The 25,429-nt window shown below is 63.2% G+C and carries 27 protein-coding genes, 7 tRNA genes and 1 riboswitch; of the genes, 24 read left to right on the top strand and 10 right to left on the bottom strand.

The genetic code is table 11. The features are described from left to right. Positions 1 to 142: 142 nt before the first annotated feature. Complete coding sequence (gene zapE / locus NEK97_RS02900; protein WP_257368348.1) at positions 143 to 1,183, top strand: cell division protein ZapE; 1,041 nt, start codon at positions 143 to 145, stop codon at positions 1,181 to 1,183. Position 1,184: 1 nt separating this feature from the next. Here the strand turns inward: zapE and NEK97_RS02895 are convergent, their stop codons facing one another. From NEK97_RS02895 to NEK97_RS02855, 9 genes are all read right to left on the bottom strand, one after another. Continuing rightward, positions 1,185 to 2,402, bottom strand: coding sequence for a benzoate/H(+) symporter BenE family transporter (locus NEK97_RS02895; protein WP_257368347.1), 1,218 nt, complete (start codon positions 2,400 to 2,402; stop codon positions 1,185 to 1,187). Positions 2,403 to 2,511: 109 nt separating this feature from the next. After that, positions 2,512 to 2,742 (bottom strand): antitoxin, encoded by a 231-nt coding sequence (locus NEK97_RS02890; RefSeq protein ID WP_257368346.1) that lies wholly within the window; start codon positions 2,740 to 2,742, stop codon positions 2,512 to 2,514. A gap of 95 nt (positions 2,743 to 2,837) precedes the next feature. After that, entirely contained in the window at positions 2,838 to 4,292 is a 1,455-nt protein-coding gene (locus NEK97_RS02885; RefSeq protein ID WP_235520521.1) for an amino acid permease, read from the bottom strand. A 177-nt stretch (positions 4,293 to 4,469) separates the two neighbouring features. After that, positions 4,470 to 4,545 (bottom strand) — tRNA-Gly (locus NEK97_RS02880). A 57-nt stretch (positions 4,546 to 4,602) separates the two neighbouring features. Continuing rightward, positions 4,603 to 4,677: transfer RNA gene (locus NEK97_RS02875), tRNA-Val, on the bottom strand. A 25-nt stretch (positions 4,678 to 4,702) separates the two neighbouring features. After that, positions 4,703 to 4,775: transfer RNA gene (locus tag NEK97_RS02870), tRNA-Gly, on the bottom strand. A gap of 57 nt (positions 4,776 to 4,832) precedes the next feature. Then, positions 4,833 to 4,907 (bottom strand) — tRNA-Val (locus NEK97_RS02865). 38 nt (positions 4,908 to 4,945) lie between these two features. Then, positions 4,946 to 5,016 (bottom strand) — tRNA-Cys (locus tag NEK97_RS02860). Positions 5,017 to 5,062: 46 nt separating this feature from the next. Next, positions 5,063 to 5,135 (bottom strand) — tRNA-Gly (locus NEK97_RS02855). Positions 5,136 to 5,384: 249 nt separating this feature from the next. Here NEK97_RS02855 and NEK97_RS02850 point away from each other — a divergent pair. The 15 genes from NEK97_RS02850 to hisF all read left to right on the top strand — a co-directional run bounded on the left by NEK97_RS02850 (position 5,385) and on the right by hisF (position 17,278). After that, positions 5,385 to 5,459: transfer RNA gene (locus tag NEK97_RS02850), tRNA-Val, on the top strand. 283 nt (positions 5,460 to 5,742) lie between these two features. After that, the gene (locus NEK97_RS02845; protein WP_257368344.1) at positions 5,743 to 6,624 is read left to right on the top strand and encodes a cytochrome; all 882 of its coding nucleotides are present in this window, start codon (positions 5,743 to 5,745) and stop codon (positions 6,622 to 6,624) included. A 70-nt stretch (positions 6,625 to 6,694) separates the two neighbouring features. Beyond that, positions 6,695 to 7,267, top strand: coding sequence for a peptide deformylase (gene def, locus NEK97_RS02840; protein ID WP_257368343.1), 573 nt, complete (start codon positions 6,695 to 6,697; stop codon positions 7,265 to 7,267). After that, positions 7,264 to 8,184, top strand: a complete 921-nt coding sequence (gene fmt, locus NEK97_RS02835) for a methionyl-tRNA formyltransferase (RefSeq protein ID WP_257368342.1) — start codon at positions 7,264 to 7,266, stop codon at positions 8,182 to 8,184. Before def ends, fmt begins: the two co-directional genes overlap by 4 nt. After that, positions 8,181 to 9,746: an RsmB/NOP family class I SAM-dependent RNA methyltransferase gene (locus NEK97_RS02830; protein ID WP_257368340.1), complete on the top strand. Its 1,566-nt coding sequence runs from the start codon at positions 8,181 to 8,183 to the stop codon at positions 9,744 to 9,746. The genes fmt and NEK97_RS02830 overlap by 4 nt, the downstream gene beginning before the upstream one ends. Positions 9,747 to 9,820: 74 nt before the next feature. Further along, positions 9,821 to 10,492 carry a ribulose-phosphate 3-epimerase gene (gene rpe / locus NEK97_RS02825; protein WP_257368339.1) on the top strand — a complete coding sequence of 224 codons (672 nt, stop codon included), beginning with the start codon at positions 9,821 to 9,823 and terminating at the stop codon, positions 10,490 to 10,492. A gap of 76 nt (positions 10,493 to 10,568) precedes the next feature. Continuing rightward, a riboswitch (FMN riboswitch) is annotated at positions 10,569 to 10,723 on the top strand. Positions 10,724 to 10,813: 90 nt separating this feature from the next. Continuing rightward, complete coding sequence (gene pnuC, locus NEK97_RS02820) at positions 10,814 to 11,506, top strand: nicotinamide riboside transporter PnuC (RefSeq protein WP_257368338.1); 693 nt, start codon at positions 10,814 to 10,816, stop codon at positions 11,504 to 11,506. Continuing rightward, positions 11,503 to 12,618: a bifunctional diaminohydroxyphosphoribosylaminopyrimidine deaminase/5-amino-6-(5-phosphoribosylamino)uracil reductase RibD gene (ribD, locus tag NEK97_RS02815; RefSeq protein ID WP_257368337.1), complete on the top strand. Its 1,116-nt coding sequence runs from the start codon at positions 11,503 to 11,505 to the stop codon at positions 12,616 to 12,618. Before pnuC ends, ribD begins: the two co-directional genes overlap by 4 nt. After that, positions 12,618 to 13,247 (top strand): riboflavin synthase, encoded by a 630-nt coding sequence (locus NEK97_RS02810; protein ID WP_235520529.1) that lies wholly within the window; start codon positions 12,618 to 12,620, stop codon positions 13,245 to 13,247. The genes ribD and NEK97_RS02810 overlap by 1 nt, the downstream gene beginning before the upstream one ends. Further along, positions 13,244 to 13,939, top strand: a complete 696-nt coding sequence (ribB, locus tag NEK97_RS02805; RefSeq protein WP_235520530.1) for a 3,4-dihydroxy-2-butanone-4-phosphate synthase — start codon at positions 13,244 to 13,246, stop codon at positions 13,937 to 13,939. Before NEK97_RS02810 ends, ribB begins: the two co-directional genes overlap by 4 nt. Further along, positions 13,936 to 14,640, top strand: coding sequence for a GTP cyclohydrolase II (gene ribA, locus NEK97_RS02800; protein ID WP_211714119.1), 705 nt, complete (start codon positions 13,936 to 13,938; stop codon positions 14,638 to 14,640). Before ribB ends, ribA begins: the two co-directional genes overlap by 4 nt. Before the next feature lie 18 nt (positions 14,641 to 14,658). Next, entirely contained in the window at positions 14,659 to 15,144 is a 486-nt protein-coding gene (gene ribH / locus NEK97_RS02795; protein WP_257368336.1) for a 6,7-dimethyl-8-ribityllumazine synthase, read from the top strand. 104 nt (positions 15,145 to 15,248) lie between these two features. Next, positions 15,249 to 15,512 carry a phosphoribosyl-ATP diphosphatase gene (locus tag NEK97_RS02790; protein ID WP_018778638.1) on the top strand — a complete coding sequence of 88 codons (264 nt, stop codon included), beginning with the start codon at positions 15,249 to 15,251 and terminating at the stop codon, positions 15,510 to 15,512. 83 nt (positions 15,513 to 15,595) lie between these two features. Next, entirely contained in the window at positions 15,596 to 16,456 is an 861-nt protein-coding gene (gene hisG / locus NEK97_RS02785) for an ATP phosphoribosyltransferase (protein ID WP_235520531.1), read from the top strand. Positions 16,457 to 16,501: 45 nt separating this feature from the next. Next, positions 16,502 to 17,278 (top strand): imidazole glycerol phosphate synthase subunit HisF, encoded by a 777-nt coding sequence (gene hisF, locus NEK97_RS02780; protein WP_235520532.1) that lies wholly within the window; start codon positions 16,502 to 16,504, stop codon positions 17,276 to 17,278. Between the two features lie 80 nt (positions 17,279 to 17,358). Here hisF and NEK97_RS02775 read toward each other — a convergent pair whose 3' ends face one another. Then, positions 17,359 to 18,003, bottom strand: coding sequence for a TIGR03085 family metal-binding protein (locus NEK97_RS02775; protein ID WP_257368335.1), 645 nt, complete (start codon positions 18,001 to 18,003; stop codon positions 17,359 to 17,361). Between the two features lie 89 nt (positions 18,004 to 18,092). Between NEK97_RS02775 and hisI the strand changes: the two genes are divergently transcribed. From hisI to lgt, 8 genes are all read left to right on the top strand, one after another. Further along, a complete protein-coding gene (gene hisI / locus NEK97_RS02770; protein WP_257368334.1) occupies positions 18,093 to 18,509 on the top strand; it encodes a phosphoribosyl-AMP cyclohydrolase in 417 nt (138 codons plus the stop codon). A gap of 58 nt (positions 18,510 to 18,567) precedes the next feature. Next, entirely contained in the window at positions 18,568 to 20,151 is a 1,584-nt protein-coding gene (locus tag NEK97_RS02765) for an anthranilate synthase component I (protein WP_257368333.1), read from the top strand. Beyond that, positions 20,148 to 20,732, top strand: coding sequence for a Trp biosynthesis-associated membrane protein (locus NEK97_RS02760; RefSeq protein WP_257368332.1), 585 nt, complete (start codon positions 20,148 to 20,150; stop codon positions 20,730 to 20,732). The genes NEK97_RS02765 and NEK97_RS02760 overlap by 4 nt, the downstream gene beginning before the upstream one ends. Before the next feature lie 82 nt (positions 20,733 to 20,814). Then, complete coding sequence (locus tag NEK97_RS02755) at positions 20,815 to 21,087, top strand: HGxxPAAW family protein (RefSeq protein ID WP_257368331.1); 273 nt, start codon at positions 20,815 to 20,817, stop codon at positions 21,085 to 21,087. A 2-nt stretch (positions 21,088 to 21,089) separates the two neighbouring features. Then, positions 21,090 to 21,908 carry an indole-3-glycerol phosphate synthase TrpC gene (gene trpC, locus NEK97_RS02750; RefSeq protein ID WP_257368330.1) on the top strand — a complete coding sequence of 273 codons (819 nt, stop codon included), beginning with the start codon at positions 21,090 to 21,092 and terminating at the stop codon, positions 21,906 to 21,908. A gap of 114 nt (positions 21,909 to 22,022) precedes the next feature. Further along, complete coding sequence (trpB, locus tag NEK97_RS02745; protein ID WP_235520538.1) at positions 22,023 to 23,399, top strand: tryptophan synthase subunit beta; 1,377 nt, start codon at positions 22,023 to 22,025, stop codon at positions 23,397 to 23,399. Continuing rightward, positions 23,399 to 24,211, top strand: coding sequence for a tryptophan synthase subunit alpha (gene trpA, locus NEK97_RS02740; RefSeq protein ID WP_235520539.1), 813 nt, complete (start codon positions 23,399 to 23,401; stop codon positions 24,209 to 24,211). The genes trpB and trpA overlap by 1 nt, the downstream gene beginning before the upstream one ends. 21 nt (positions 24,212 to 24,232) lie before the next feature. Continuing rightward, the gene (lgt, locus tag NEK97_RS02735) at positions 24,233 to 25,387 is read left to right on the top strand and encodes a prolipoprotein diacylglyceryl transferase (RefSeq protein ID WP_257368329.1); all 1,155 of its coding nucleotides are present in this window, start codon (positions 24,233 to 24,235) and stop codon (positions 25,385 to 25,387) included. The last annotated feature ends 42 nt before the right edge of the window (positions 25,388 to 25,429 follow it).

The raw sequence follows: 25,429 nt of genomic DNA, 5'->3' as shown, positions 1-25,429 counted from the left end.
CCTTTCCAACACTAACCACGGCCCGGTGCGATTGCTTCCCCAGCGGTCACATGGTGAAACATGGCTTTGGTCACGTGGCCGTTCTGCCGTTCCTTATGCCGGTATTCTTGCTGGGGACCCACAACCGAAGGAACGGATCACAGTGGTACAGATCGAACAATTGGCTGTCCGCACACCGGCAGTCTCCGTGGAGGAACTCCTCAAGGGTTTCTACCCCTCTCCGCGATTCGGAGAGGTATCGTTCGACAGCTACCGGCCGGACCCTTCGCAGCCGAGCCAAGCCAACGCCGTGAAACTTCTGTCCGCCTTCGCCGATGGCGTGGGCTCGGACGATAGTGGCGGGCTTTTCAAGAAGTTGTTCGCCAAAAAGGCCCCTGCCACCAGGGCGGGCATCTACCTTGATGGCGGGTTCGGTGTTGGCAAGACACACCTCTTGGCGTCGCTGTGGCACCGCTCACCGGGGCCGAAGGCTTTCGGAACCTTTGTGGAGTACACCAACCTTGTTGGCGCTCTTTCGTTCCGCAAGACCGTGGAAGCGCTGAGCAGCTACAAACTTGTCTGCATTGACGAATTCGAACTCGACGATCCGGGCGACACTGTCTTGATGTCGCGCCTTATGCGTGAACTGGCGGACGCCGGGGTCAAGCTCGCCGCGACGTCGAACACCTTGCCCGGTTCCCTGGGTGAAGGCCGTTTTGCCGCCGTCGACTTCCAGCGCGAAATCCAGGTGCTCGCCGACCAGTTCGACGTCGTCAGGATCGACGGCGAGGACTTCCGCCACCGCGGCCTCCCTGCGGCACCTGCTCCTCTGAAGACCGAAGAGCTCAAGCACCGCATGCGTGCCGAATTCGACGGCAAGACAGTGGCTGTCGACGATTTCCGCACCCTGGTCAACCACCTGGCCGCGGTCCACCCGAGCCGGTACCGCCAGTTGCTTTCCGGGGTGGAGGCAGTGGTGTGGAGCGATGTCGAAACCATCACGGAGCAGGCCGTTGCACTGCGGTTCGTGGTGCTCGCGGACCGTCTCTACGATAAGGATGTTCCGATTCTCGCCAGCGGAGTCCCGTTCGATCAGCTCTTTACCGAAGAGATGATGACCGGCGGTTACATGAAGAAGTACTTCCGGGCGGTCTCCAGGCTCACGGCGCTGGCCCGTGAGGCACAAAACCACGAACCTGCCTGAGTCAGTCCTTCGGAAGCCGTGTCCGGCTCTTCAGCATCCACCGCACCAGGATGCCACCGGCCAGTGCCCAGAACGCGGCGCCCACACCCGCGAAACTCAAGCCTGACGCTGCGAGCAGGAACGTGATGCACGCCGGTATGCGTTCCTCGGCTGCGGCCAGTGCCGAAGAAATCGAGGAGGCAAGCGTGCCCAGGAGCGCAAGCCCTGCCACCGCTTCAAGCAATCCAGGCGGGGCCGCCGCGACGATCGTGACGAGTGCCGCGGAACCAGCTGCCAGGGCCAGGTAGGCCAGTCCCGAGACAAAGGCCGCGATCCAGCGCCGATCGTGGTCCTTTCCGGCTTCCTCGCCGGCTGCCAGTGCTGCGCTGAGGGCTGCCAGGTTGATGGCATGGCCACCGAAAGGGGCTCCAATAACGGTTCCGGCCCCCGTCACCAGCATGGACGGCCGCCACGGCGTGGTGTAGCCGAACGATTTCAGGACGGCCACCCCCGGGATGTTCTGTGAGGCCATGGTCACGATGAAGAGTGGCAGGGCCAGCCCCACGGCAGCTTCCACGGTAAACGCGGGCGTTGTCCACTGAAGCCGGGGGAGGAGGCCCTCAGCGGGGATGTTGGCACCGCTGGAGGCGATGTGGATGCCGATGACGGCCAAGGCCACCAGCAGCGACCCTGGAACAGACCAGCGGGGTGCAAACTTCATCAGGACGATCCAGCACAGGAGCACCGGGGCGACCAGCAGCGGCGCCGAGCCCAAGGACTTGAAAGGGGCCACGCAGAGGGGAAGTAGAACGCCGGCCAGCATGGCCTGTGCCAGAGCCGTGGGGATCTTTGCCATGGTCCTGCCAAGGACTGGGAGCAGTCCGGTCAGGAGGATCAGCACCCCCACCAGCAGGAACGCTCCCACGGCTGCCGGCCAGCCGCCGTCGACCATCCCAGCGGAGGCGAGAAGCGCTGCTCCGGGCGTGGACCAGGCCAGGGTGACCGGCATTTTGGACCGCCAGGAGAGCCACAGGATACCGAGTCCGAAAGTCAGTGTCAGCGCCAGCAGGCCACTGGACGCTTGCCCCTGGTTGGCGCCGACGGCTTTCAACCCTGCCAGGACGACGGCAAATGATGAGGTGAAACCAACCAGTGCCGTCACGATTCCTGCGGTCACGGGCGGACCGAGGGCCTCCTTGCGGACGAGGCGTTCGGTGGTCGACGGGGAAGGGGAAGGCATAGGCACAAAAATACCCGACCATCGGAGTTGTTAAACGCCAAGGGCACCGGTGGCGCCTCTCGGCGGGACCGGTGCCCCCTTGACGTATCTGGTACGGCGGCTCAGGCAGCTACGGCTGCTTCGGCTCATCCGCGACGGGAGCCTGTGGCTCGCCGTCATTTTTAGCCACGAAGTCGGAAGCGGCATTCTGGACCGAATCGACCTGACCGGCGAACTTGCCGCCTGTCTTCTCGTCGATGAAGTCCCCGGCTTTCTCGATGCCATTCTTGATGGCTTCCTCGTTGCCTTGAATGAGACCCTGAGCCTTGCCCTTCAGGTCGTCAATTAAACCCACGGGCACCTCCCTTCCTTCGCGGAGCCAGTTCGCTCCTCCGCGTCCGACCCTAACACCAGTTGACAGAGGTGCCAAGGCTTCAACGCAGGCCTGTGGACAAACTACGCCGAGGGCGTAGTTACCGTCTTGTGGCGGGGGCTGTCCGGGTTCATGAGTGAGTGCTTACGGCCGTAGGAGAAGTAGATCACCAAGCCGATGACCAGCCACACCCCAAACCGAACCCAGGTTTCCCAGTGGAGCTGGAACATCAGGAAGGCCGAAGCCAGGACGCCGAATGCCGGGACGAGGGGCATCAGCGGCAGACGGAACGTACGGGGTGCATTCGGCTTGGTGTAGCGGAACACGATCACCGAAACGCAGACCACCACGAAGGCGGCCAGGATGCCGATGTTGGTGAGGTCGGCGACTTCCTTGATGGGGAAGACGCCAGCCAGGAATGCCGAGGCGATGCCGGCAATCCAGGTAACACGCTGGGGAGTGCCGTTCCGGTCGGTCTTGGCGAACCATCCGGGCAGCAGTCCGTCGCGGCTCATGGAGAACCACACGCGGGTGACGCCAAGGAGGAAGGTCAGCATCACGGTCAGGATTGACAGGACAGCGAACACCGAGATGATGGTTGCGATGACCGGAAGTCCCACGCCGGTGAAGGCGGAGGCAAAGCCGGCCGTGGGGTTGATGTCCTTGTAGTTCTGCATGCCCGTGAGGACCAGGGTTGCGGCCACGTACAGCAGCATGGCGATGATCAGGGACAGGATGATGGCCTTGGGCATGTGCTTCTTGCCGTCCTTGGCCTCCTCAGCGGCGGTACTCATGGCGTCGTAGCCGAACACCGCGAAGAAGACGGTCGCGGCGCCCGCAACGACAGGTCCGAAGCCACTGGGCATGAACGGGTTGTAGTTCTCGGTGTTCACGTAGAAGATGCCCAGGCCGATGATGAACAGGATCAGGATCACCTTGATGGCGACCGCCACGAGCTCGAACCTGCCGAACGCCTTGGTTCCCCGGCTCAGGATCCAGGTGACGAGGAGGCAGACGAGGATGGCCGGCAGGTTGATGATTCCGCCCTTGCCTTCGTCTGCGGTGGAGGTCATCCACGTGGGCATGTGGATTCCGATGCCCGAAAGGAAGGCGTCGAAGTAGCCGGAAATGCCGATGGCCACAACGGCCACAATGGCAATGTATTCAAGCAAAAGATCCCAGCCAATGAACCAGCCGATGATCTCCCCGAGGGCTACATACCCGTACGTGTAGGCCGAGCCTGCGCGGGGAATCATGCCGGCGAATTCGGCGTAGGAGAGCGCTGCCGCTCCCGAGGCCAGCCCGGCGATCAGGAAGGAAAAGAGGACGGCAGGACCGACACCCGGGTTTCCCTCGCTGCCGTGGGCCACCAGGCCCGCCAGGGAGAAAATCCCGACGCCGATAATTCCGCCGACGCCGATGGCAGTCAGTTGCCAGAGGCCGAGACTTTTAAAGAGTCCGCTGTGCTTGCTTTCTTCTTCGATATCGTCAATGGGCTTGCGCCTCAGGACGGACTTGGATGCCGTCAGTTGGTTCATGGGGGTACTCCTGCCGGTTGGCGTGGAACGGTGATGAGCTCGCAGTACATTATGCGAGCCCAATCACATTAGATAAAGCGACTTCTTCTGAGGTGTATCGGTTACTTCAAATGATGAATGGGAATTCAACGAAAAATTGGCACAAAAAAAGCAGCTCCGAAGAGCTGCTTCTTTATGTGGAGCGGACGACGAGATTCGAACTCGCGACATCCACCTTGGCAAGGTGGTGCTCTACCAGCTGAGCTACGTCCGCACATGTTGCCTGCCATGCTGATGCGTGGCTTTCAACAACAAACAAGTTGCCTTGTTCTGGTGGGCGATACTGGGATCGAACCAGTGACCTCTTCCGTGTCAGGGAAGCGCGCTACCGCTGCGCCAATCGCCCGTTACCGGGTCCTTCATTGAAGGAGAGCGGACGACGAGATTCGAACTCGCGACATCCACCTTGGCAAGGTGGTGCTCTACCAGCTGAGCTACGTCCGCACATGTTGCCTGCCATGCTGATGCGTGGCTTTCAACAACAAACAAGTTGCCTTGTTCTGGTGGGCGATACTGGGATCGAACCAGTGACCTCTTCCGTGTCAGGGAAGCGCGCTACCGCTGCGCCAATCGCCCATGCATCCGACAAAAGCCGGAAGACATGGTTTTCACCGAGGTGGGTACGGGATTCGAACCCGTGTATACGGCTTTGCAGGCCGCTGCCTCGCCTCTCGGCCAACCCACCGTGTAAGCAGGATTCCGGGGAATTCTTGCCTTGACAGTGCCTTGCGAGCGGACGACGAGATTCGAACTCGCGACATCCACCTTGGCAAGGTGGTGCTCTACCAGCTGAGCTACGTCCGCAGTGTCGTTTCGGCGGGCAGCCCTTCAGGCATTCCGTCGCTTTCCGACGAGTAAAAACTCTATAGGAGGTTCCTGCAAACTCCAAATCGATTGCTCGCTTTCGGGTTCGGAGGTGGCCGGATCCCTGCAACTACGCGGATACTGACAAGTTTCACCGCTGTAATTCCACGGCTGTAGTTAGGGTGGGGCGGCGAATGCCGGACCCGTTTTGCATTCCGGCGCTGGTCCGTTAGTGTTTTCTATGCACCCGGGCGATTGGCGCAGTGGTAGCGCGCTTCGTTCACACCGAAGAGGTCACTGGTTCGAACCCAGTATCGCCCACCAAGAGAAACCCCCTGGACTTTTGTCCGGGGGGTTTCTTTCTGTCTTGGGTCTCTTTGTAGTCCGGACAGCTGCGTCACGAAATACGCGCCGGAAGCACTTCCCCAACGTGCGCATACAAGAAGTACCCGATGAGTCCCACCCAGATCCAGAGTCTTCCCTATGCCTGGGCGACCTGGCCCTGACTGCCCCGATCCTTGCCGCAAAGCTGCGGCGACTGCCGCCGGAGCAGCTCGCCATTCTCTTCCCCTCGGAGAATGTCGGTCCTTTATGACACAGTCTTTATATGACTGCTCCACTGCTTGCCCACGCTACTGACTACGGCCGGATGTACGCCCGCTCAACCACCGGGCAATTCTCCGTGCCATCCATCACCACAGTGATCGGCCAACAGGCCCACACCTTGGACGGATGGTTCAGTTACATGGGCGCAAGCAGCCTGGCTGCCGACCCTGAGCTTCCCGCCATACTCGGAAGTCCGGCCAAAATCCGGCAAGCGATCAACAAGGCATCGAAGTCTGCAGAGCTTTACCGCGACCAGGCCGCTGCCCGCGGTGACAGGGTGCATACATACTGCGAGCAGGTGGCGTTGAGGGCGATGGGGCGGCCGCATCGCATGGAGGAATGCCGGGAAGACCTGGCAGCACACGGCGAACAGGCCTTCGCGGCCCGGTTCGACGAGTGGTGGGATCTCTACCAGGTTGAGCCGCTGGCTCCCGAGATTACGGTATGGAACTCGACCGTGGGCTACGCGGGGACTTTGGACCTTGTTGCCCGGATCAATGGGCGCATTTGCCTCATCGACTACAAGACCAAGGGGACAACCCGTGATGGAACTGTCAAAGCCCTTGACGACAAGGTGGTCATGCAGCTCACGGCCGGAATGAAGGCCGAAGAAAGCCTGGTGGACCCCGTGACCGGACAATGGGAGCCCTGGAAGTATGGTGACAATCCCATGTTGCTCGCTGTCGCAGTGGGCGAAACTGAAGTGCGGCCGCAACGGGCCAACCCTGAGATTCTCAAGCACCACTGGTGGAAGTTCTGCGCTTTGCGCCGGGTGTGGGAGATGTCGGCGGAAGTTGCTGACGCCGGACAGGCGTTGCTGCCCGTCGCCCCGCCTGTGTTCGCGACGGCCGGAGCAGGGCAGGAAACAGCAGCGGCACGGTGACCTCAACTAAACTGGCTTAGGCTCCGCATCACCCGGAGCCGGGTTTGACAAACGTGAGGACTGACAGCACATGGCAATTATGAGTATCCGAATCATTGGGGATCCGGTGTTGCGCACCGTAGCTGATCCCGTTACTGAATTCGGTCCGGAGCTCGCCAAGCTGGTAGCAGACATGACCGAAACCATGGAGGATGTTGAGGGCGCAGGCCTGGCCGCACCCCAGGTTGGCGTTAGTCAGCGCGTTTTCACGTACCGCATCGGTGGCGTGGAGGGCCACATCATCAACCCCGTCCTGGAAAACAGCGAGGATTTCCAGCCCGACGAAGTTGAAGGGTGCCTCTCCATCCCCGGTTTGGGCTTCCCGGTGCGTCGGTACCGGACCACCCGGGCAACCGGCGTGGACCTGAATGGCAACCCCGTTTCGGTGGAAGCCGAAGGTATGTTGGCCCGGTGCTTCCAGCATGAAACCGATCACCTGGACGGTATCTTGTACACCGACCGGCTGGAGGGCGAAGACCGGAAAGCGGCCCTCAGGGCCATCCGTAACGCCAACTACCACGCCATCACGGAGCAAACCACGTCCAAGCGTGCCAACTCGGTTGGTTCCAGTTTTGGTGGCGGCAGCTTCGGGGTCTCCGAGTGAGGGTTCTTTTCGCGGGCACGCCCGCTGTAGCCGTCCCGTCATTGGATTCACTTATCAAAGCCGGGTTCGATGTCGTGGCAGTCCTGACGCGACCCGACGCGCCGGTGGGCCGCAAACGCATCCTGACTCCATCACCGGTGGCGGCCCGTGCCGCGGAACTGGGACTGGACGTCATCAAGGCGGCGAAGGTAGACGCAGATACAACGGCCCGCATCGCGGAATTTTCTCCCGATGTGGCCGCCATTGTGGCCTACGGTGGAATCGTCCCCCGCGCAGCGTTGGGCGTACCCACCCACGGTTGGATAAACCTGCACTTCTCCTTGCTGCCTGCGTGGCGCGGTGCCGCACCTGTACAGCGTTCCATCATTGCCGGCGACGACATCACCGGGGCGGCGACATTCCAACTCGAGGAAGGGCTGGATACCGGCCCCGTCTTCGGGACGCTCACTGAAACCGTCCGCCCGGAAGACACCGCCGGCGACCTTTTGGACCGGCTCTCCGTGAGCGGTGCCGTATTGCTCAGCCAGACGCTTTCCGCGATTGAAGCCGGGCAGGCCGTGGCTCAACCGCAGACCGGTGAAGTGTCGTTGGCTCCCAAACTGACATTGGATGATGGGCGTCTGGACTGGAGCCAGCCCGCCCTTGCCCTCAATCGAAGGGCCAGGGGTGTCACACCGGAACCGGGGGCCTGGACCATCTTGGACGGCCAGCGGGTCAAACTTGAACCCGTGCTGCCAAGGCCCGACGTGAAGGACCTTGCGCCGGGAACCATCCGCGTGGAAGCCCAATCCGTACTGGTGGGAACCGGATCCCACGCCGTCCAGCTTGGCCGCATTCAGCCGGCCGGTAAGAAAATGATGTCGCCGGCCGATTGGGCCCGCGGCTTGGCAGCACCTGAGAGAGTGGTATTCGAATGAGCGAGTCCGGCCGGCGAGGCCCCAACAACAGCGGGAGCCGGGACGGTGGCGGACAAAGCGACCGTGGAGGGCAAGGCAACCGGGGTGGGCAGGGGAGTAAGCGCAATGCCCAGGGCAGGGAGCGGAACAGGGGCCCGCAGCGCGGGTTCTCCACCAGTGCTCCTGCGCAGCGCACGCGCCGCGCTGATCCCGCCCGCCTGGTGGCATTCGAAGTCCTTCGAGCTGTTGCTTCCGAGGACGCCTATGCGAATCTTGTCCTCCCTGCCCGTATCCGCGAGCACCGCCTGGATCGGCGTGATGCCGGTTTCGCTACCGAGCTAAGCTACGGGGCGCTACGAGGCCAGGGTACGTATGACGCCATCCTGGCCCGCTGCGTGGACCGGCCACTAGAACAGCTTGATCCGGCCATCCTGGACGCGTTGCGAATTGGCGCGCACCAACTGTTGTCCATGCGGGTGCCTGCCCACGCAGCTCTGGACCAGACAGTTGGTTTGGCCCGTGCGGTCATCGGTGCCGGTCCGTCGGCGCTTATCAATGCCGTGCTCCGCAAGGTCACGGCACACACTTGGGATGAATGGCTGGATACGCTCCTCGACCAGGAAACGGATGAGACGCGGATCGCCGCCCTGCGCCATGCACACCCGGAGTGGATTGTGCGTGCGCTGCGCCAGTCCTTGGTGAACCATGGACGTCCAAAGTCCGAGATTGACGCACTCCTTGAGGCCGACAATGCGGCGCCCGTGGTCAATTTGGTGGCGCTGCCCGGACTGGGAGACCTGGACGAAGCATTTGAAAACGGTGCCACTGCAGGCGAGCTGGTGGAAGGTTCTGCCCTCTCGGCCGGTGGCGACCTGGGCCGCTTCGAGTCTGTCCGCCGCGGCACCACCCGTGTCCAGGACGTCGGCTCGCAGTTGGTTGCCCGCGCCTTGGCCGGCGTAGACCTCGACGGTGCTCCGCAGGGCGGGGAACGGTGGCTGGACTTGTGTGCCGGCCCCGGAGGCAAGGCTGCGCTGCTTGCCGCCTTGGCCCACCGTGACGGCGCCACCCTTCTGGCTAATGAACCCGCACCGCACCGCGCGAAGCTTGTCCAACAAGCGCTCTCAGCCGTCCCCGGTGAGAGCTGGACTGTGCGGACCGGCGATGGGCGGGAGGTCGGTACGGAGCAGCCCGAGGCCTTCGACCGTGTCCTGGTGGACGTTCCCTGCAGTGGATTGGGAGCATTGCGACGGCGGCCGGAATCGCGCTGGCGCCGTTCACCGAAGGACATCGGCGACCTCGGCCCGCTGCAGCGCGACCTCTTAAAGTCGGCAATTGACGCGGTCAGGCCCGGCGGTGTGGTGGCTTATGTGACATGCTCGCCGCACCCGGCGGAAACAACCGCTGTTGTGGGCGATGTGCTGGGCAAGCGGGAGGATCTTGAACTGCTCGACGCCGGACTGGCCCTCGACCATGTCAGCCTCACCGGCAGCCTCGGGGCCGGCCACGAACAGACGGCCCAACTGTGGCCGCATATCCACCAGACGGATGCGATGTTCATGGCGGTTATCCGCAAGAAAGCCTAGTCGCATACATGCAGCCGCGACGGACGATGTCTCCGTTGCGGCAGCCCGTTCACCATCTACCCGAAGGGCCTGCCTTGTCCCAGTGCTGTATCAACCCGAGCATCCTGTCCGCGGACTTCGTCAACCTTGAGTCGGAGCTGAAGCGCATCAGCAACGCCGACGCCGTTCACGTCGACGTCATGGACAACCATTTCGTGCCCAACCTGACTCTGGGTTTGCCCGTGGTTGAGAGGATCCAGGCAGTCAGCCCGGTTCCGCTGGATGCCCACCTCATGATCTCCGACGCCGACCGCTGGGCCCCTGCCTACGCTGATGCAGGCGTCGCCTCAGTGACTTTCCACGCAGAAGCGGCGATGGCGCCGGTCAAGCTGGCGCGCGAGCTGCGCGCCCGTGGGGCGAAGGCGGGGATGGCGTTGCGCCCGGCCACCCCGGTGGAGCCTTATCTGGACATGCTCAGTGAGCTGGACATGCTGTTGATCATGACGGTGGAGCCGGGATTTGGGGGTCAGTCGTTCCTCGACATCACGTTGCCCAAGATCCGGCGCGCCCGGGCGGCGATTGAGGGATCGGGCATTGGCGTGGCCATCCAGGTGGATGGCGGAATCACCGAAGAGACCATCGTCCGCGCGGCTGAGGCCGGCGCGAACGTCTTCGTAGCGGGATCCGCCGTCTACGGACACCAGGATCCGGCGGAAGCCATTGACCGTCTCCGGGCTGCCGGCCAGGCCGCTGCAGTGAGCATCTGACACCTGTCACGGATGTTACGAAGATGGCTGGGAATAGCCTGGGCTTCTTCGTAGTTGTGGCAGAATAACAACACACATACGTGCTCCGGGGTCGGTGTAAGTCCGAACCGGCGGTTATAGTCCGCGACCCGCAAGCCGTCACGGCCCAGATTGTTGGGCCTTGGAGGCGAACGGTTGAATCGGTGAAATTCCGGTACCGACAGTTAAAGTCTGGATGGGAGAAGCACGTACAGTCATGCCTTGGGCGTTCCATCCGTGAACGCCCGGCATTGCGCTGTCGTACACCCCCGGAGTCATCGCGGCCTACTGGGAAGGAACGGCATGGACTTACTGCGATGGCTCTTCGAAGCTCAGATCCCCGTTGGAGGATCTGCTCTTGTCTTACGCGAAGTGCTTGGAAACATCTTTGGGCTGCTCAGCGCCCTCGGCGGAATGCGCCGGAAAGTCTGGGCCTGGCCGATCGGCATTATCGGCAACCTTCTTTTGCTGACGGTCTTCCTGGGCAATGTCTTTGGTGCCGCTGCGCCCGCGACCTTGTGGGGACAGGCGGGGCGTCAAATCATGTTCATTGCCGTGGCCATCTACGGCTGGCAGCGGTGGAGGCAGGGTCGGCAGTCCAGCAGCATGGGGCGTGCCGTAGTTCCCGGGTGGGCCAGCAACAAGGTCCGCCTCTCTCTGGTGGCCGCGATGATCGCCGGAACCGCGGCCCTGACACCGCTGTTCGATTCCCTGGGTTCCTACCCGCCGGTGTGGGCCGACGCGTGGACCTTCATGGGCTCGCTGCTGGCTACCTACGGCATGGCCAAGGGGTGGACCGAATTCTGGCTTATCTGGGTGGCCGTGGACATCGTGGGCGTACCGCTTCTGTTTAGTGCCGGTTACTACGCCAGCGCGGTCATGTACCTCTTTTACGGATTCTTCACCCTTACCGGATTCTTCGTGTGGTGGCGTGCCGAGAAGCGCGAACGTACACTCCTTCAACCCGGGGCTGCCCCGGTGGGAGCGGCCCGATGAACCACGCGGACATGCTCAAAAACGCCGCCGGGCAGGAGGCCATGGAGGCCGCACTGGCCGCCGCGCTTCGCGGCCCAAGGGGAGCGAACCCGCTGGTGGGTGCAGTGATCCTCAGCCCGGAAGGCGAGCACCTGGCTACCGGCTACCATCGTGGCGCCGGGACGGCGCATGCCGAAGCCGACGCCATCTCCGAAGCCCGCCGGCAGGGCATCGACACGGCCGGGACCACCATGGTGGTGACCCTCGAGCCGTGCAACCACGAAGGCCGCACCGGCCCCTGCGCGCAGGCCATCATCGCCGCCGGAATCGCCAAGGTGATTTACGCCGTCGACGATCCCCACGACCCCGCCGCGGGCGGCGCCCGGACGTTGCGCGCCGCCGGCGTTGAGGTCCACTCAGGTCTGGCGGCCGAGCGGGCGCGGGACCTGAACCGCGAATGGTTCGACGCCGTTGCCGCCAAGCGTCCCTTCGTCACCTTGCATATTGCGCAGACCCTGGACAGCCGGATCGCCGCCGTGGACGGCACCAGCCAATGGATCTCCAGCCCCGAATCACTGGCGGACAACCACGGCCTCCGGGAGTTGATTGACGCGATCCTGGTGGGCACCGGAACGGTGCTGATTGATAACCCGCGGCTCACGGCGCGCGCACCGGACGGGGAGTTGTCGCAGCACCAGCCTTTGCGGGCAGTCATGGGACTGAGGGATGTTCCCGAGGACGCCGCAGTACGGGGAAGCGACGGACGATTCGTGCACCTGCCCACCAGGGATCCAGCCGAGGCCCTTGACCGGCTCTTCGCTGACGGCGCCCGGCACGTGATGGTGGAGGGTGGCTCGAGCATCCTCAGCACCTTCCTGGCTGCCGGCCTGGTGGATGAATTGATCATCTACCTTGCGCCGACACTGCTGGGTTCCGGAACGGCCGCGCTGAATGACCTGGGGATCACCACCTTGGCCGACGCCCAGCAGTGGTCGTGGGACGACGCCGGCGGCGGAGCCGTCCGAACCCTGGGCAATGATCTTCGCCTTCACCTGCGGCCCACCCGGGCCGTCACCACCAAGAATTCAGTTCCGCGCAGGGAAGCTGCGGAATATGTCACAGGAGGACACTGATGTTTACCGGAATCGTTGCCGAACAAGGCACTGTGCTGGGCATTGAGCATGAAGGCGATGCCAGCGCGACCCTTCGCTTGAAGGCACCCACCACCACCGACGGCCTCGCCTTGGGCGGTTCCATTGCCGTCAACGGGGTGTGCCTGACCGCCACCCGGATCGACGGCCAGGATTTCAGCGTCGACGTCATGGGCGAGACCCTCGTCCGCACCACCATTGGTGAGCTGGCACCGGGAGACACGGTCAACCTGGAACGCTGCGTTCCCGCCGGCGGCCGCCTCGACGGCCATGTGGTGCAAGGCCATGTGGATGGGGTGGGCGAGCTCGTCGAACGTGAAGCATTGGGCAACTGGGACCGCCTCCGCTTCGGCGTACCTGCCCCGCTGGCACGGTACATCGCGGAGAAGGGGTCGATCGCCGTCGACGGTGTTTCACTGACGGTGACCGCCGTCAGCGCGGCGGCAGAGACCGCGCCATGGTTCGAGGTGGGACTCATCCCCACCACGTTGGAGGAGACCGGACTGGGGGCCAAGCCCGTGGGTGGCCGCGTCAACCTGGAAGTGGACGTGCTCGCCAAGTACACCGAACGCCTGTTGTCTTTCGCGCCCCAGCAGGGGAGTGCGCGATGAGCGTCCCCACGCACTCCGAAACCCCGGCGAACCGTCGTACCGGCCTCGATCCGGTGGAGGCCGCTGTCGCTGCCATGGCCGCAGGCAAGGCGGTCATTGTGGTGGACAACGAAGACCGCGAGAACGAGGGCGACATCATCTTCGCTGCCCAACACGCCACGCCAGCGCTGATGGGCTGGACCATCAGGTATTCGTCGGGCGTCATTTGCGTCCCCTTGGAAGGCGAACGGGCTGATGCCTTGATCCTGCCGCCCATGGTGGAAATCAACGAAGACGCCAAAGGCACCGCCTACACCGTTTCGTGTGACGCCGCCATCGGTGTCAGCACGGGCATTTCGGCGACCGACCGCGCCCTTACCGCCAGGATCCTGGCTGACCCGGGCAGTTCCCCGGCCTCCATCACCCGGCCCGGGCATATTTTCCCGCTGCGGGCCGTTAAGGGAGGAGTGCGTGAACGTCCGGGACATACGGAAGCTGCCGTGGACTTATGTCGTCTCGCCGGGCTTGCCCCGGTGGGTGTGATCGCAGAGTTGGTACATGACGACGGTGAAATGATGCGCTTGGACAGCTTGCGCGACTTCGCCTCCGAACATGGATGCCCCCTCATCTCCATTGAGGACCTGGTGTCATATGTTGGGAAGGCGGAGTCCGGCACGGCACATCATTCACAGGCAGACGAGGAGAAGCGATGACCGCATCGACAACACGCAGCAGCGACCACACGGACCCCGTTCCGCCTTCTGTAAGCGGCGGGCCAATCGTGCAGCTGCCTACGGCTTTCGGCGAGTTCATCGCCCAGGCCTGGACCGATCATGAGACGGGTCATGAACACCTGGCCGTGAGCTCACCGAACCCGCCCAAGGGCGGCAAGGCGCCCCTGGTGCGCCTTCATTCCGAGTGCCTCACCGGAGACGTGTTCGGATCCTACCGTTGCGACTGCGGTGAGCAACTCGCCTTCGCTTTGGAGCTCATCCACGCCGAGGGTGGAACCCTGCTGTACCTGCGCGGGCAGGAAGGCCGCGGGATTGGGCTGGCCAACAAGATCAAGGCCTATGCCCTTCAGGAAGCCGGTTTCGATACCGTCGAGGCCAACGAGCAGCTCGGCCTCCCGGTGGATGCACGCTCCTACAGTGCGGCAGGCCAGATCCTGGCCGAGATGGGCCTGCACGAGGTCCGCTTGCTGAGCAACAACCCCGACAAGCAAAACCGCCTTGCCCAGGCCGGAGTGTCAGTTGTGGAGATGGTTCCCACCGAGGTTCCATCCCGCGAACAGAACCTGCGGTACCTGCAGACCAAGAAAGACCGGATGGACCACCTGCTGGCCCTTGATGTAGAGCCCGTCAGCAACGGTAAAACCCCGGCAGCACGCCCCATTGACAAGAACCACGACTGAACGGATCCACGGAACACCATGAGCGGACACGGCGCGCCCACTATCGACCTCACCACCCTCAACCCCGAGGAAACCTCGCAGCTCAGGCTCGCCATTGTCGCGGCCAGCTGGCACACCCAGATCATGGACGGCCTGGTGGACGGTGCCCTCCGCGCCGCCAAGGAAGCCGGCATCGCAGAGCCCACCCTGGTGCGCGTTCCGGGCAGTTTCGAGCTTCCCGTCGCAGCGGCCAGGCTCGCTCCGCACTTTGACGCTGTAGTGGCGCTGGGCGTGGTCATCCGCGGCGGAACCCCGCACTTCGACTACGTCTGCCAGGCAGCGACGTCGGGACTTACCGACGTCAGTGTCCGCACCGGAGTGCCTGTGGGCTTCGGCGTCCTCACCTGTGACACCGAGCAGCAGGGCCTGGACCGGGCCGGCCTGCCGGGTTCGCAGGAGGACAAGGGGCACGAAGCAGTAACTGCTGCCCTCGCAACGGCAGTGACGCTGAAGCAGTTCAGCTAGAACCGCGGACTGGAGGGGATGTGGGTGTGTCTTCACTCACATCCCCTTCGTCATGCAACGCCCCAACAAGCGGTGGCCGCCTCAGAGCAAGTAGTCTGGAGGGCGTGAAGAATTTCGAGACGCTGTTCGCAGAACTGAGTGAGAAAGCAGCGACCCGCCCGGCAGGTTCGCGCACGGTTGCCGAACTGGACTCCGGAATCCACGGAATCGGCAAGAAAGTGGTCGAAGAGGCCGCCGAAGTGTGGATGGCCGCGGAGTACGAATCGGACGAAGCCGCCGCTGAGGAAATCTCCCAGTTGCTGTACCACCTGCAGGTCCTCATGCTCGCCAAGGGCCTCAGCCTGGAAGACGTTTACAAGCATCTCTAGCCACGCCACTCCGCGACCCAGTCGCGGAGTCAGCTGCGTGGCCGATGTGCCTGAAACCTCCATTCCAAAAGAAAGTCTCCCCAATGCTCCGTGTAGCAGTCCCCAACAAGGGATCCCTGTCCGAAGCCGCCTCGGCAATGCTGTCCGAGGCCGGTTACCGCCAGCGCCGCGATTCCCGCGAACTGGTCATGGTGGACCCCGACAATGACATCGAGTTCTTCTTCCTCCGTCCCCGCGACATTGCTGTTTACGTCGGCCAGGGAACCTTGGACGTTGGCATCACCGGCAGGGACCTCCTGCTCGACGCCAAGGTCGAAGCCGAAGAATTGCTTCCTTTGGGCTTTGCGCCGTCCACTTTCCGGTTCGCCGGCCCTGTCGGTGACTTCACCGGCGTCGAACAGCTTGAAGGCAAACGCCTGGCCACCAGCTACGACGGCCTCTTGCGCGACTACCTCGCCGAGCGCGGCGTAAACGCCACGGTTGTCCGCCTCGATGGTGCTGTGGAATCGTCGGTGCGCCTCGGCGTCGCCGACGCCATTGCCGACGTCGTTGAAACGGGCAACACCCTCAAAGCTGCCGGCATGGAGATCTTCGGGGACCCTATCCTGAAGTCCGAAGCCGTCCTGATCCGCCGCTCCGGTTCGGGTGGTGCCGCCAACGGGACCGCCAAGGAAATCGACATCCTCATCCGCCGCCTGCAGGGTGTCCTCGTGGCACGCCAGTACGTGCTGATGGACTACGACATCCGCAAGGATCTGGTGGAAGACGCTGCCGCGCTGACCCCGGGGCTTGAATCGCCCACGGTATCGCCGTTGCGTGACTCCGAGTGGGTTGCGGTGCGGTCCATGGTTCCCAAGAAGGAAACCAACCGCATCATGGACGAGCTCTACGACCTCGGGGCCCGCGCCATCCTGGTCAGCAGCATCCACGCCTGCCGGATCTGATCACCGCATTCATCGAGCAGACCCAGCAGAATTGAGGAGCAGCACATGGCTGTAGCCGTACGCGTCATTCCCTGCCTGGACGTCGACGCCGGTCGCGTCGTGAAGGGCGTCAACTTCGAAGGCCTCCGGGATGCCGGTGATCCCGTGGAACTGGCACACCGCTATGACAATGGCGGAGCAGACGAACTCACGTTCCTCGACGTCACGGCCTCATCGGGCAACCGCGAGACCACCTTTGACGTGGTCCGCCGGACCGCCGAGGAAGTCTTCATTCCCCTCACCGTGGGCGGCGGGGTCCGTGGCGTTGCGGAGGTGGACAAGCTCCTGCGCTTTGGTGCGGATAAAGCCTCCATCAACACCGCTGCCGTTGCGCGGCCCGACGTCATCGATGAGATCACCCGGCACTTCGGTTCGCAGGTCCTGGTGCTCTCCGTGGACGCCCGCCGGACCCGGGAAGGCGACGTCCCGACGTCGTCCGGTTTTGAAGTCACCACCCACGGTGGCCGCACGGGGACCGGCATCGACGCGATTGCCTGGGCAAAGGAAGCGGCCGACCGGGGCGTCGGGGAGATCCTGCTCAACTCCATCGATGCTGACGGCACCAAGGACGGATTCGATCTCGAACTGATCCGCTTGGTCCGCTCAGCGGTGAACATTCCGATCATCGCTTCCGGCGGCGCGGGAAAACCCGCACACTTCCCGCCTGCGGTGGAAGCAGGCGCGGACGCTGTCCTGGCGGCTTCGGTGTTCCACTTTGGCCCGGACGACATGATTGCCCAGGTGAAAGCCGCCATCCGCGAGGCCGGTTTCGAGGTCCGCTAGCTTCTCCAGACACGAACGCGGGGTCACTTCCGGCCCATGATCCCCTTGAGGATGGGCCGGAAGTGACCCCGCGTTGTTGCTTAAAGGCCGATGTCCGCTGACTGCAAAAGCGCGACGGCGTCCGGCTGGCCCTCGTAGGTGACCAGGGCCTGGCTGGTGCGTCCGTGGGCGTGCATCAGGAGTTCGCCGGGGTCGCCAACAATGGCAACGGAAACAGGCGCGCGCTTGGCCACGTGTCGGGGTCCGGTGGGCCGGACCAGGACGATTCCAAGGTCCACGCCGCGATAAAGGAAGGCGGCGCGTTTGATCAGCTCGTCCCAAAGTGCGTCAGAGTAGGCTTCGTCGAGTGCGCGGGGAGCCCAGCGGTCACTGGCGCGGCGGATGTCCTCGGTGTGGACGAAGTATTCGATGAGGTTTGACGTCTCATCCAGCGCCTTGATCCTCAAAGGGGAGAGGGCCGGCGGACCCGCCCGAAACGTCTTCACAAGTTCCGCATACGCGTCGGAGTCCTTCAGCTTGGCGGCCAAAGTGGATGTTGCCTTCTCGGAGGCCTTGCCAAGGCTGGGGATCAACAGCCCCAGTCCTACGGCGATCTTCCGCTCGCGCAGATACAAATGCGCAGCAAGATCCCGTGTCTGCCACCCTTCGCAGAGCGTGGGGGAGTCAGGGCCGGCCGCAAGCAGGGTCTCGGCCAGTACTTCTCGGGAAGGATCGACGAAATGCATCACTTGTGAAACTAGCACGATCAGGGCGCTCTTGCGCAGTGGAACCGCCGTAGAATCCGGGTCCCGCCAAAGGCACTAGACTTGATCTGATGTCAGAGCAGTCCGCCCCCAGCCCCTCTCCCGCCGCGGAGCTTTCCAGCGACCCCACGGGCCCCTTGCCCCAGGAGATAGCACGCGCCCTCAAGCGCGATCCCGCTGGCCTGGTAGCCGCCATCATCCAGCAGCACGACACCCACGAGGTCCTCATGCTCGGTTGGATGGATGACGAAGCGCTGCACCGCACCATGACCTCCGGACGCGTCACCTTCTACTCCCGTTCCCGGCAGGAGTACTGGCGCAAGGGCGACACTTCCGGACACGTTCAGTTCGTGAAGTCAGTCGCCCTTGACTGCGACGGCGATGCCCTCCTGATCCGCGTGGACCAGATCGGCGCAGCCTGCCACACCGGTACCCGGACGTGCTTCGACGGCCGCGACTTCAGCGTCGTTACGGGCCACCGCGACTAAGGCACCCACCACTTTCCACTGACGCACTATCTCAGACCAAAAGGCGGAGAAAATAGCCATGCAGGACCTTGGAATCATCAGCCCGGGCCTGGAAGAGTTCCGCGAACTCGCCGTCCACAGCCGTGTCATACCCGTCCGACTCAAAGTCCTGGCCGACGCCGAGACCCCTATTGGTTTGTACCGAAAGCTTGCCAAGGGGCAGCCCGGAACATTCCTTTTGGAATCGGCAGCAGTAGGCGGGGCATGGTCCCGTTACTCCTTTATTGGGTCCAAATCCCGGGCCACGCTGACCACCAAGGACGGCCAGGCCCACTGGATCGGCGAACCACCCGTCGGCGTGCCGGTCACCGGTAACCCGGTTGAAGCCGTCCGGGACACCATCGCTGCGCTCCAGACGGACCGTTTTGATGGCTTGCCTCCGTTCACGTCCGGCCTGGTTGGTTTCCTGGGCTGGGAGGCAGTGCGCCACTGGGAGCGGCTGACCTCCCCGCCGGAGGACGACCTGCAGCTGCCCGAGATGGCCCTGAACCTCGTTACCGACATGGCAGTCCACGACAACGTGGATGGGACAGTCCTCCTGATCGCCAACGCCATCAACTTTGACGACAGCTCCGAGCGCGTGGACGACGCCTGGCACGACGCCGTAGCGCGGGTGAAGGGGCTGCTTGACCAGATCAGCACTCCGGTGGCCCAGCCCGTCTCCGTGCTGGAAAAAGCAGCCCTGGACTTCGGCTCGAGCGTGCAGGAACGGTGGGACGAAGCCCGGTACCTTGAAGCGATTGATCGCGGCAAGGAAGCGATCGTCGACGGTGAAGTTTTCCAGGTGGTGATCTCGCGGCGCTTCGAAATGGACTGCGCGGCCGACCCCCTGGACGTCTACCGGGTCCTGCGCAATACCAACCCCAGCCCGTACATGTACCTCTTCAGCCTTGAGGATGCCGACGGCCGTGAGTACTCGATTGTGGGTTCTTCGCCCGAGGCCCTGGTGACGGTAACCGTTGAGGAAGTCATCACCCACCCGATCGCCGGCTCACGCCCCCGTGGCAAGACGGTTGAGGCCGACAAGGCCCTGGCTGCTGAACTGTTGGCCGACGAGAAGGAACGCTCCGAGCACCTGATGCTGGTTGACCTTTCGCGGAACGACCTCTCAAAGGTGTGCGTCGCAGGCACAGTGGACGTCACGCAGTTCATGGAAGTGGAGCGGTTCAGCCACATCATGCACCTGGTGTCCACGGTGGTGGGTGAGCTTGCTCCGCACGCCAAGGCATACGACGTCCTCAAGGCCACGTTCCCGGCGGGTACGCTCTCCGGCGCCCCCAAGCCGCGTGCATTGCGCCTCCTGGACGAGCTTGAACCACACCGGCGCGGCATCTACGGTGGCGTCGTAGGCTACCTGGACTTTGCCGGTGACATGGATATGGCCATCGCTATCCGTTCCGCCCTGCTGCGCGAAGGACGCGCCTACGTGCAGGCCGGCGGCGGGATCGTGGCGGATTCGCACAAACCCTCAGAAGCGCTGGAAACAGTGAACAAGGCAGCAGCACCCCTGCGGGCCGTCCACACAGCCGGCTCGCTGCACAATATCTCCGGTGACTCGGTGCTCGACACTGACAAGGTCGACGGCGGGACAACCGCACCATGAGCACGGCGACGACACCCCGTTGGGCGCGAAAGGCAACCTTGGTCCTGGCCATGACGGTGCTCGCCCTCCTGGTCTTTGGGGCCACCACCCAGACCTGGGTTGAGGTCCGGCTGGACCCTAACGGAGCATCCAACAGCAACCTCCACGTCCAAGGAAACAAAGCGGCTACTGCCGTGACGGCATTGGCCCTGGTGGCCTTGGCGGGCGGCTTGGCTGCTTCCATCGCCGGGAAGATCGCGCGACTGGTGATTGCCGCAATCATCGGGCTGTCCGCAGTGGGCATCATCCTGGCCGCTATTACGGTGGCGGTGGATCCGCTCGGTGCGGCGCAGGGTTCGATCGCTGCAGCAACAGGCATCTCCGGCGGGCAGGCCAGTGTCACCACCACGGCATTCCCCATCCTGGCTGTCGTGGCGGGGGCGCTCCTGGCGGTCTGCGCTGTAGTGCTGCCCGTTGCCGGGCGCCATTGGAAGTCGCGGACCAAGTACGACACCCGTACTGGCGGTCAGCAAGGCGGTAGCGGACCGGTGGACGAGATCGACAGCTGGGACAGCCTCTCGCGGGGTGAAGATCCCACGTAGCGCGTCATGGCGTCGGACGATGTCCCGGCCGCCGTCAATAAATGGCAGAATGTAAGCAGTATTCATCCTGAGGAGATTTCACATGAGCAAAACCACAGTGTCCGCACACCAAGCTGAATCCAAGATGGCGAGCCACGCTGACGCCATCGGCCACGGTAATAGCCCGGCTGCCTGGACCTGCGTGATTGTGATGCTGGTTGGTGCCCTGGTTTCCTCCATCGCTTTCGTGATTGCCAGCACCCCGATCTTCGTCGGCGGCCTGGTCGTCATGGTCATTGGCCTCATCGTGGGCCTGGTAATGCGCCGCGCGGGCTATGGAGTTGGTGGCAGCAAGCTGCAGAACAACGGCCACTAACCGTGACCGTTCTTGATGACATCATTGTTGGCGTCAAGGAGGACATGGACGGCCGTCGCCGTCACGTATCCCTTGTGGAGCTGAAGGAACGTGCTGCCGACGCAGCTCCGGCACGTGACGCGTGGGCTGCCCTCGGCGGTACCTCATCTGTTCGCAACGACCTCAAAGTCATCGCTGAAATCAAGCGCCGCAGCCCTTCAAAAGGCGATCTTGCGCCCATTGCGGACCCGGCGTCCCTCGCGGTCCAGTATGCCGACGGCGGAGCTTCCGTTATCAGCGTCCTGACCGAACAGCGCCGCTTCGGCGGTTCGCTGGCCGACCTCGATTCCGTGCGTGCGGCCGTCGGGACACCCTTGCTGCGCAAGGACTTTACCGTTGACGAGTACCAGATTTGGGAAGCCCGTGCCCATGGCGCCGACCTCATCCTGCTCATCGTTGCAGCCCTGTCCGACTCCGAACTCGCAGAGTTCAGTGCGTTGAGCCACGAGCTTGGCATGAACGTGCTGGTGGAAACGCACACCGAGGAAGAAATTGAGCGTGCTGTTGCGGCACAGGCCAGGATTATTGGCATCAACGTCCGCAACCTTAAGACGCTCGACGTCGACCGCTCGGTTTTCGGATCGCTGGCCGGTCTGATTCCGGCTGAGTCCGTCATTGTCGCCGAGTCAGGTGTCAGAGGCGCCGATGACGTATCGCACTACGCAGCGGGTGGAGCCAACGCCATCCTGGTGGGGGAGGCGCTGGTCAGCGACTCCACGCCGCGCGAACGCATTACTGAATTCAAGGCAGCGGGAGCTGCCGCCATCGCCGTCAGGAACTGAGGCAGTCACTGAATCACGGCGAACAGTCATAGGGCAGCCCGGGCATGTGCCTGCGGCTGCCTTGTGGCAAGTAGAACTACCCAATGAACTAACTGGAACAGGACGGTGAGACTGATGGTCGACGCGCCAACAGCCGGCTCAGAAGAGAATGTGGCTGACGCATTCCTGCAAGGTGGCCCTTCGCTGCGCAACGCATCGGGGCCCTACTTTGGCAGCTACGGCGGACGCTGGATGCCCGAGTCTCTCATCGCCGCCCTCGATGAAGTCCAGGACACCTTTGAGAAGGCCAAGGCTGATCCCGACTTCATCGCGGAGCTGAAGGACCTCAACAAGAACTACTCCGGCCGCCCGTCGCTGCTGACCGAGGCCAAGCGCTTCTCCGAGCATGCAGGCGGCGCGCGGATTTTCCTGAAGCGCGAGGACCTCAACCACACGGGCTCCCACAAGATCAACAACGTCCTGGGCCAGGCCCTGCTTGCCAAGCGCATGGGCAAGACCCGTGTCATCGCAGAGACGGGTGCCGGACAGCACGGCGTAGCCAGCGCTACAGCCGCGGCCCTGCTGGGACTTGAATGCGTTGTGTACATGGGGGCTGAGGACTGCCGCCGCCAGGCGCTCAATGTGGCCCGCATGCAGTTGCTCGGTGCCACTGTGGTGCCCGTGACCAACGGATCCCAGACGCTGAAGGACGCCATTAACGACGCCCTCCGTGACTGGGTTTCGAACGTGGAACACACCCACTACTTGCTGGGTACCGCTGCCGGTGCGCACCCGTTCCCTGCCATGGTCCGCTACTTCCATGAAGTCATCGGTGAAGAGGCCCGCAGCCAGATCCTTGAGCAGACCGGCAAGCTGCCGGATGCCATTGCTGCCTGTATCGGCGGCGGCTCCAACGCGATCGGTTTGTTCCACGCTTTCCTGGATGATTCATCCGTGAAGATCTATGGCTTTGAAGCAGGCGGAGAAGGTGTCGAAACCGGCCGTCACGCGGCTGCCATCTCCCTGGGACGTCCCGGCGTGCTGCACGGTGCCCGGTCCTACCTCATGCAGGACGAGGACGGCCAGACCATCGAGTCCCACTCCATCTCGGCGGGCCTGGATTACCCCAGCGTGGGTCCGGAGCACTCTTACCTTGCTGACATCGGGCGCGTTACCTACGAAGCCATCACCGACACCGAAGCCATGGACGCGTTCAGCCTTCTGTGCCGGACCGAAGGCATCATCCCTGCCATTGAGTCCTCGCATGCCTTGGCTGGCGCCATCAAGATTGGCCACCGGCTCACCGAGGGCAAGGACAACCCGTCCGAGGTGACCGTGATCGTCAACCTTTCCGGCCGTGGTGACAAGGACGTGGAGACCGCCGCTGCCTGGTTCAACATGTTGGACGAGGAAGGGCATGTCAAGGGCACCACCCTGTCCACACGTAAGCCGAAGGGGCCCAGCGAACGGGCCGCCGAAGCTGATGCGGACGGAAACGAGGACCAGAAGTAATGACTGAACAATTCGCCAGCAAATCGGCTGAAGCCATTGACCGCGCCAAAGCTGAGGGCCGTGCGGCCTTGGTAGGCTACCTTCCGGCGGGCTACCCGACCGTGCAGGAGAGCATTGAGGCCGGCATCGCCCTGGCCCGCAACGGCGCCGACCTGATCGAAATCGGCATCCCTTACTCTGATCCCGTGATGGACGGCCCGGTCATCCAGGCCGCCACCACCGAGGCGATTTCCAACGGATTCCGTGTAGCCAACGTCTTCGACGTCGTGGCCGGCATTACCGCTGCCACCGATGCGGCCGTCCTGGTGATGACGTACTGGAACCCCGTCATGCGCATGGGCGTAGATGAATTCTCGCGTCGCCTGGCGGAAGCCGGGGGAGCGGGGCTTATCACGCCGGACCTCGTCCCGGACGAGGCTCATGAGTGGTTCGAAGCCTCCGACAAGTACGGCCTCGACCGGGTGTTCCTTGTGGCACCTTCATCCACGCCGGAACGCCTGGACATGACTGTCAAGGCAAGCCGGGGCTTTGTCTACGCTGTCTCGATCATGGGTGTCACTGGAACGCGCACCTCGGTCAGCAGCAGTGCCGAGGACGTGGTGGCCCGGGCCCACGCCGCCGGAGCCGAGCGGGTCTGCGTTGGTCTCGGAGTCTCCAATCCGGATCACGTACGCGAGATCGCCGCCTACGCGGACGGTGTGATCGTCGGTACCGCGTTGGTGGCGGCACTGCGCGACGGCGGAGTTGACGCCGTCGGCCAACTTACCAAGAACCTCAGCGCCGGCCTGGGCCGCGCGGCTGCAGAAGCCTAGGAAAAGGAAACAGCGAACCGAATGCAGACCGTCCTCCACGCAGCGGCAATAGTCCCCCTGAGTATCCCGAGCCCTTCGTGGTCCGGATTCGACATTCCGCTGCCGTGGGGGACGCTGCGTATCCACGCGTACGCCCTGTGCATCCTTGCGGGCATCATCGTTGGCCTCTGGCTGACGTCGGTGCGCTGGAAGCGGCGGGGTGCTCCGGAGGGAAGCCTGTGGGATATTGCCATCTGGGCGATCCCCTTCGGTATCATCGGTGGCCGCCTCTACCATGTGTTCTCGTCGCCGGATGCATACTTCGGCCCTGGTTTTGACGGCACTGGCGACCTTTCCTTGATTCCGCAGATCCAACGGGGCGGTTTGGGGATCTGGGGTGCCGTGATTCTCGGTGTTGTGGGTGCTTGGATCGGCTGCCGTCGCGCCGGGGTGAAACTCACGGCCTTCCTGGACGCTGCAGCTCCCGGTCTCCTCCTGGCCCAGGCCATCGGCCGCCTGGGCAACTGGTTCAACCAGGAGCTCTTCGGGGCCCCGACCACGCTCCCGTGGGGTCTCCAGATTGATCCCGCAAACGCCAACTTCCCGGCTGGCATGCCTGCGGACACCCTGTTCCACCCAACATTCCTCTACGAACTGCTGTGGAACCTCGCCGGCGTCGGCATCCTGCTGCTCCTCGACAAGAAGTTCCAATTCCGCTGGGGCCGCCTGTTCTGGCTTTACGCCGTCTACTACACCCTCGGCCGGGTGTGGATCGAAGCCCTCCGGATTGACGATGCCGAACAGATCACCCTCTTTGGCATTACCACCAGGCTCAATGTCTGGACCAGTATTTTTGTCTTCATCGCGGCGCTGCTGATCTTCGTCGCCCTCGGACGACGGGCTCGTCCGGTGCCGGACTCGCCGTATTTGAAGGGCCGGGAGCCGGAAAAAAGCGTCGAAAAGGAACCGGCCGCGGTGACGAGCGTCACCAGTCATGATGTGGACGCATCTGTCTCAGATACTGGTTCGCGTGATAATCTCCGTGATAACCAAAGCGATCCGGGCCACGTTGACGAGCCGCAGGATGCTGCAGGGCACGCCGCCAAGGACACCATGTCCGCCGCGGATGCGACACCTGCCGCAACTGCCGTAAGGAAGGCCCCCGGATCCTCGCCGAAGGCAGACGACACCAAGTAGTCGCCGTCGGTACAGGGGCAACAGAGTCACCGCTCGTAGGGC

This window comes from Paenarthrobacter sp. UW852, from assembly GCF_024608385.1.
Taxonomy (GTDB): Bacteria; Actinomycetota; Actinomycetes; order Actinomycetales; family Micrococcaceae; genus Arthrobacter.
The sequence above is the reverse complement of the archived record's forward strand: the minus strand, read 5'-3'. Positions and strand labels throughout refer to the sequence as shown.

What these genes read in the sequence shown, in the direction of transcription:
- NEK97_RS02895 (WP_257368347.1), bottom strand. Translation starts at nt 2,402, where the DNA reads ATGCCTTCCCCTTCCCCGTCGACCACCGAACGCCTCGTCCGCAAGGAG.
- NEK97_RS02885 (WP_235520521.1), bottom strand. Translation starts at nt 4,292, where the DNA reads ATGAACCAACTGACGGCATCCAAGTCCGTCCTGAGGCGCAAGCCCATT.
- NEK97_RS02845 (WP_257368344.1), top strand. Translation starts at nt 5,743, where the DNA reads ATGACTGCTCCACTGCTTGCCCACGCTACTGACTACGGCCGGATGTAC.
- def (WP_257368343.1), top strand. Translation starts at nt 6,695, where the DNA reads ATGGCAATTATGAGTATCCGAATCATTGGGGATCCGGTGTTGCGCACC.
- NEK97_RS02830 (WP_257368340.1), top strand. Translation starts at nt 8,181, where the DNA reads ATGAGCGAGTCCGGCCGGCGAGGCCCCAACAACAGCGGGAGCCGGGAC.
- pnuC (WP_257368338.1), top strand. Translation starts at nt 10,814, where the DNA reads ATGGACTTACTGCGATGGCTCTTCGAAGCTCAGATCCCCGTTGGAGGA.
- ribD (WP_257368337.1), top strand. Translation starts at nt 11,503, where the DNA reads ATGAACCACGCGGACATGCTCAAAAACGCCGCCGGGCAGGAGGCCATG.
- NEK97_RS02810 (WP_235520529.1), top strand. Translation starts at nt 12,618, where the DNA reads ATGTTTACCGGAATCGTTGCCGAACAAGGCACTGTGCTGGGCATTGAG.
- ribB (WP_235520530.1), top strand. Translation starts at nt 13,244, where the DNA reads ATGAGCGTCCCCACGCACTCCGAAACCCCGGCGAACCGTCGTACCGGC.
- ribA (WP_211714119.1), top strand. Translation starts at nt 13,936, where the DNA reads ATGACCGCATCGACAACACGCAGCAGCGACCACACGGACCCCGTTCCG.
- ribH (WP_257368336.1), top strand. Translation starts at nt 14,659, where the DNA reads ATGAGCGGACACGGCGCGCCCACTATCGACCTCACCACCCTCAACCCC.
- hisG (WP_235520531.1), top strand. Translation starts at nt 15,596, where the DNA reads ATGCTCCGTGTAGCAGTCCCCAACAAGGGATCCCTGTCCGAAGCCGCC.
- hisF (WP_235520532.1), top strand. Translation starts at nt 16,502, where the DNA reads ATGGCTGTAGCCGTACGCGTCATTCCCTGCCTGGACGTCGACGCCGGT.
- NEK97_RS02775 (WP_257368335.1), bottom strand. Translation starts at nt 18,003, where the DNA reads ATGCATTTCGTCGATCCTTCCCGAGAAGTACTGGCCGAGACCCTGCTT.
- hisI (WP_257368334.1), top strand. Translation starts at nt 18,093, where the DNA reads ATGTCAGAGCAGTCCGCCCCCAGCCCCTCTCCCGCCGCGGAGCTTTCC.
- NEK97_RS02765 (WP_257368333.1), top strand. Translation starts at nt 18,568, where the DNA reads ATGCAGGACCTTGGAATCATCAGCCCGGGCCTGGAAGAGTTCCGCGAA.
- NEK97_RS02760 (WP_257368332.1), top strand. Translation starts at nt 20,148, where the DNA reads ATGAGCACGGCGACGACACCCCGTTGGGCGCGAAAGGCAACCTTGGTC.
- NEK97_RS02755 (WP_257368331.1), top strand. Translation starts at nt 20,815, where the DNA reads ATGAGCAAAACCACAGTGTCCGCACACCAAGCTGAATCCAAGATGGCG.
- trpB (WP_235520538.1), top strand. Translation starts at nt 22,023, where the DNA reads ATGGTCGACGCGCCAACAGCCGGCTCAGAAGAGAATGTGGCTGACGCA.
- trpA (WP_235520539.1), top strand. Translation starts at nt 23,399, where the DNA reads ATGACTGAACAATTCGCCAGCAAATCGGCTGAAGCCATTGACCGCGCC.
- lgt (WP_257368329.1), top strand. Translation starts at nt 24,233, where the DNA reads ATGCAGACCGTCCTCCACGCAGCGGCAATAGTCCCCCTGAGTATCCCG.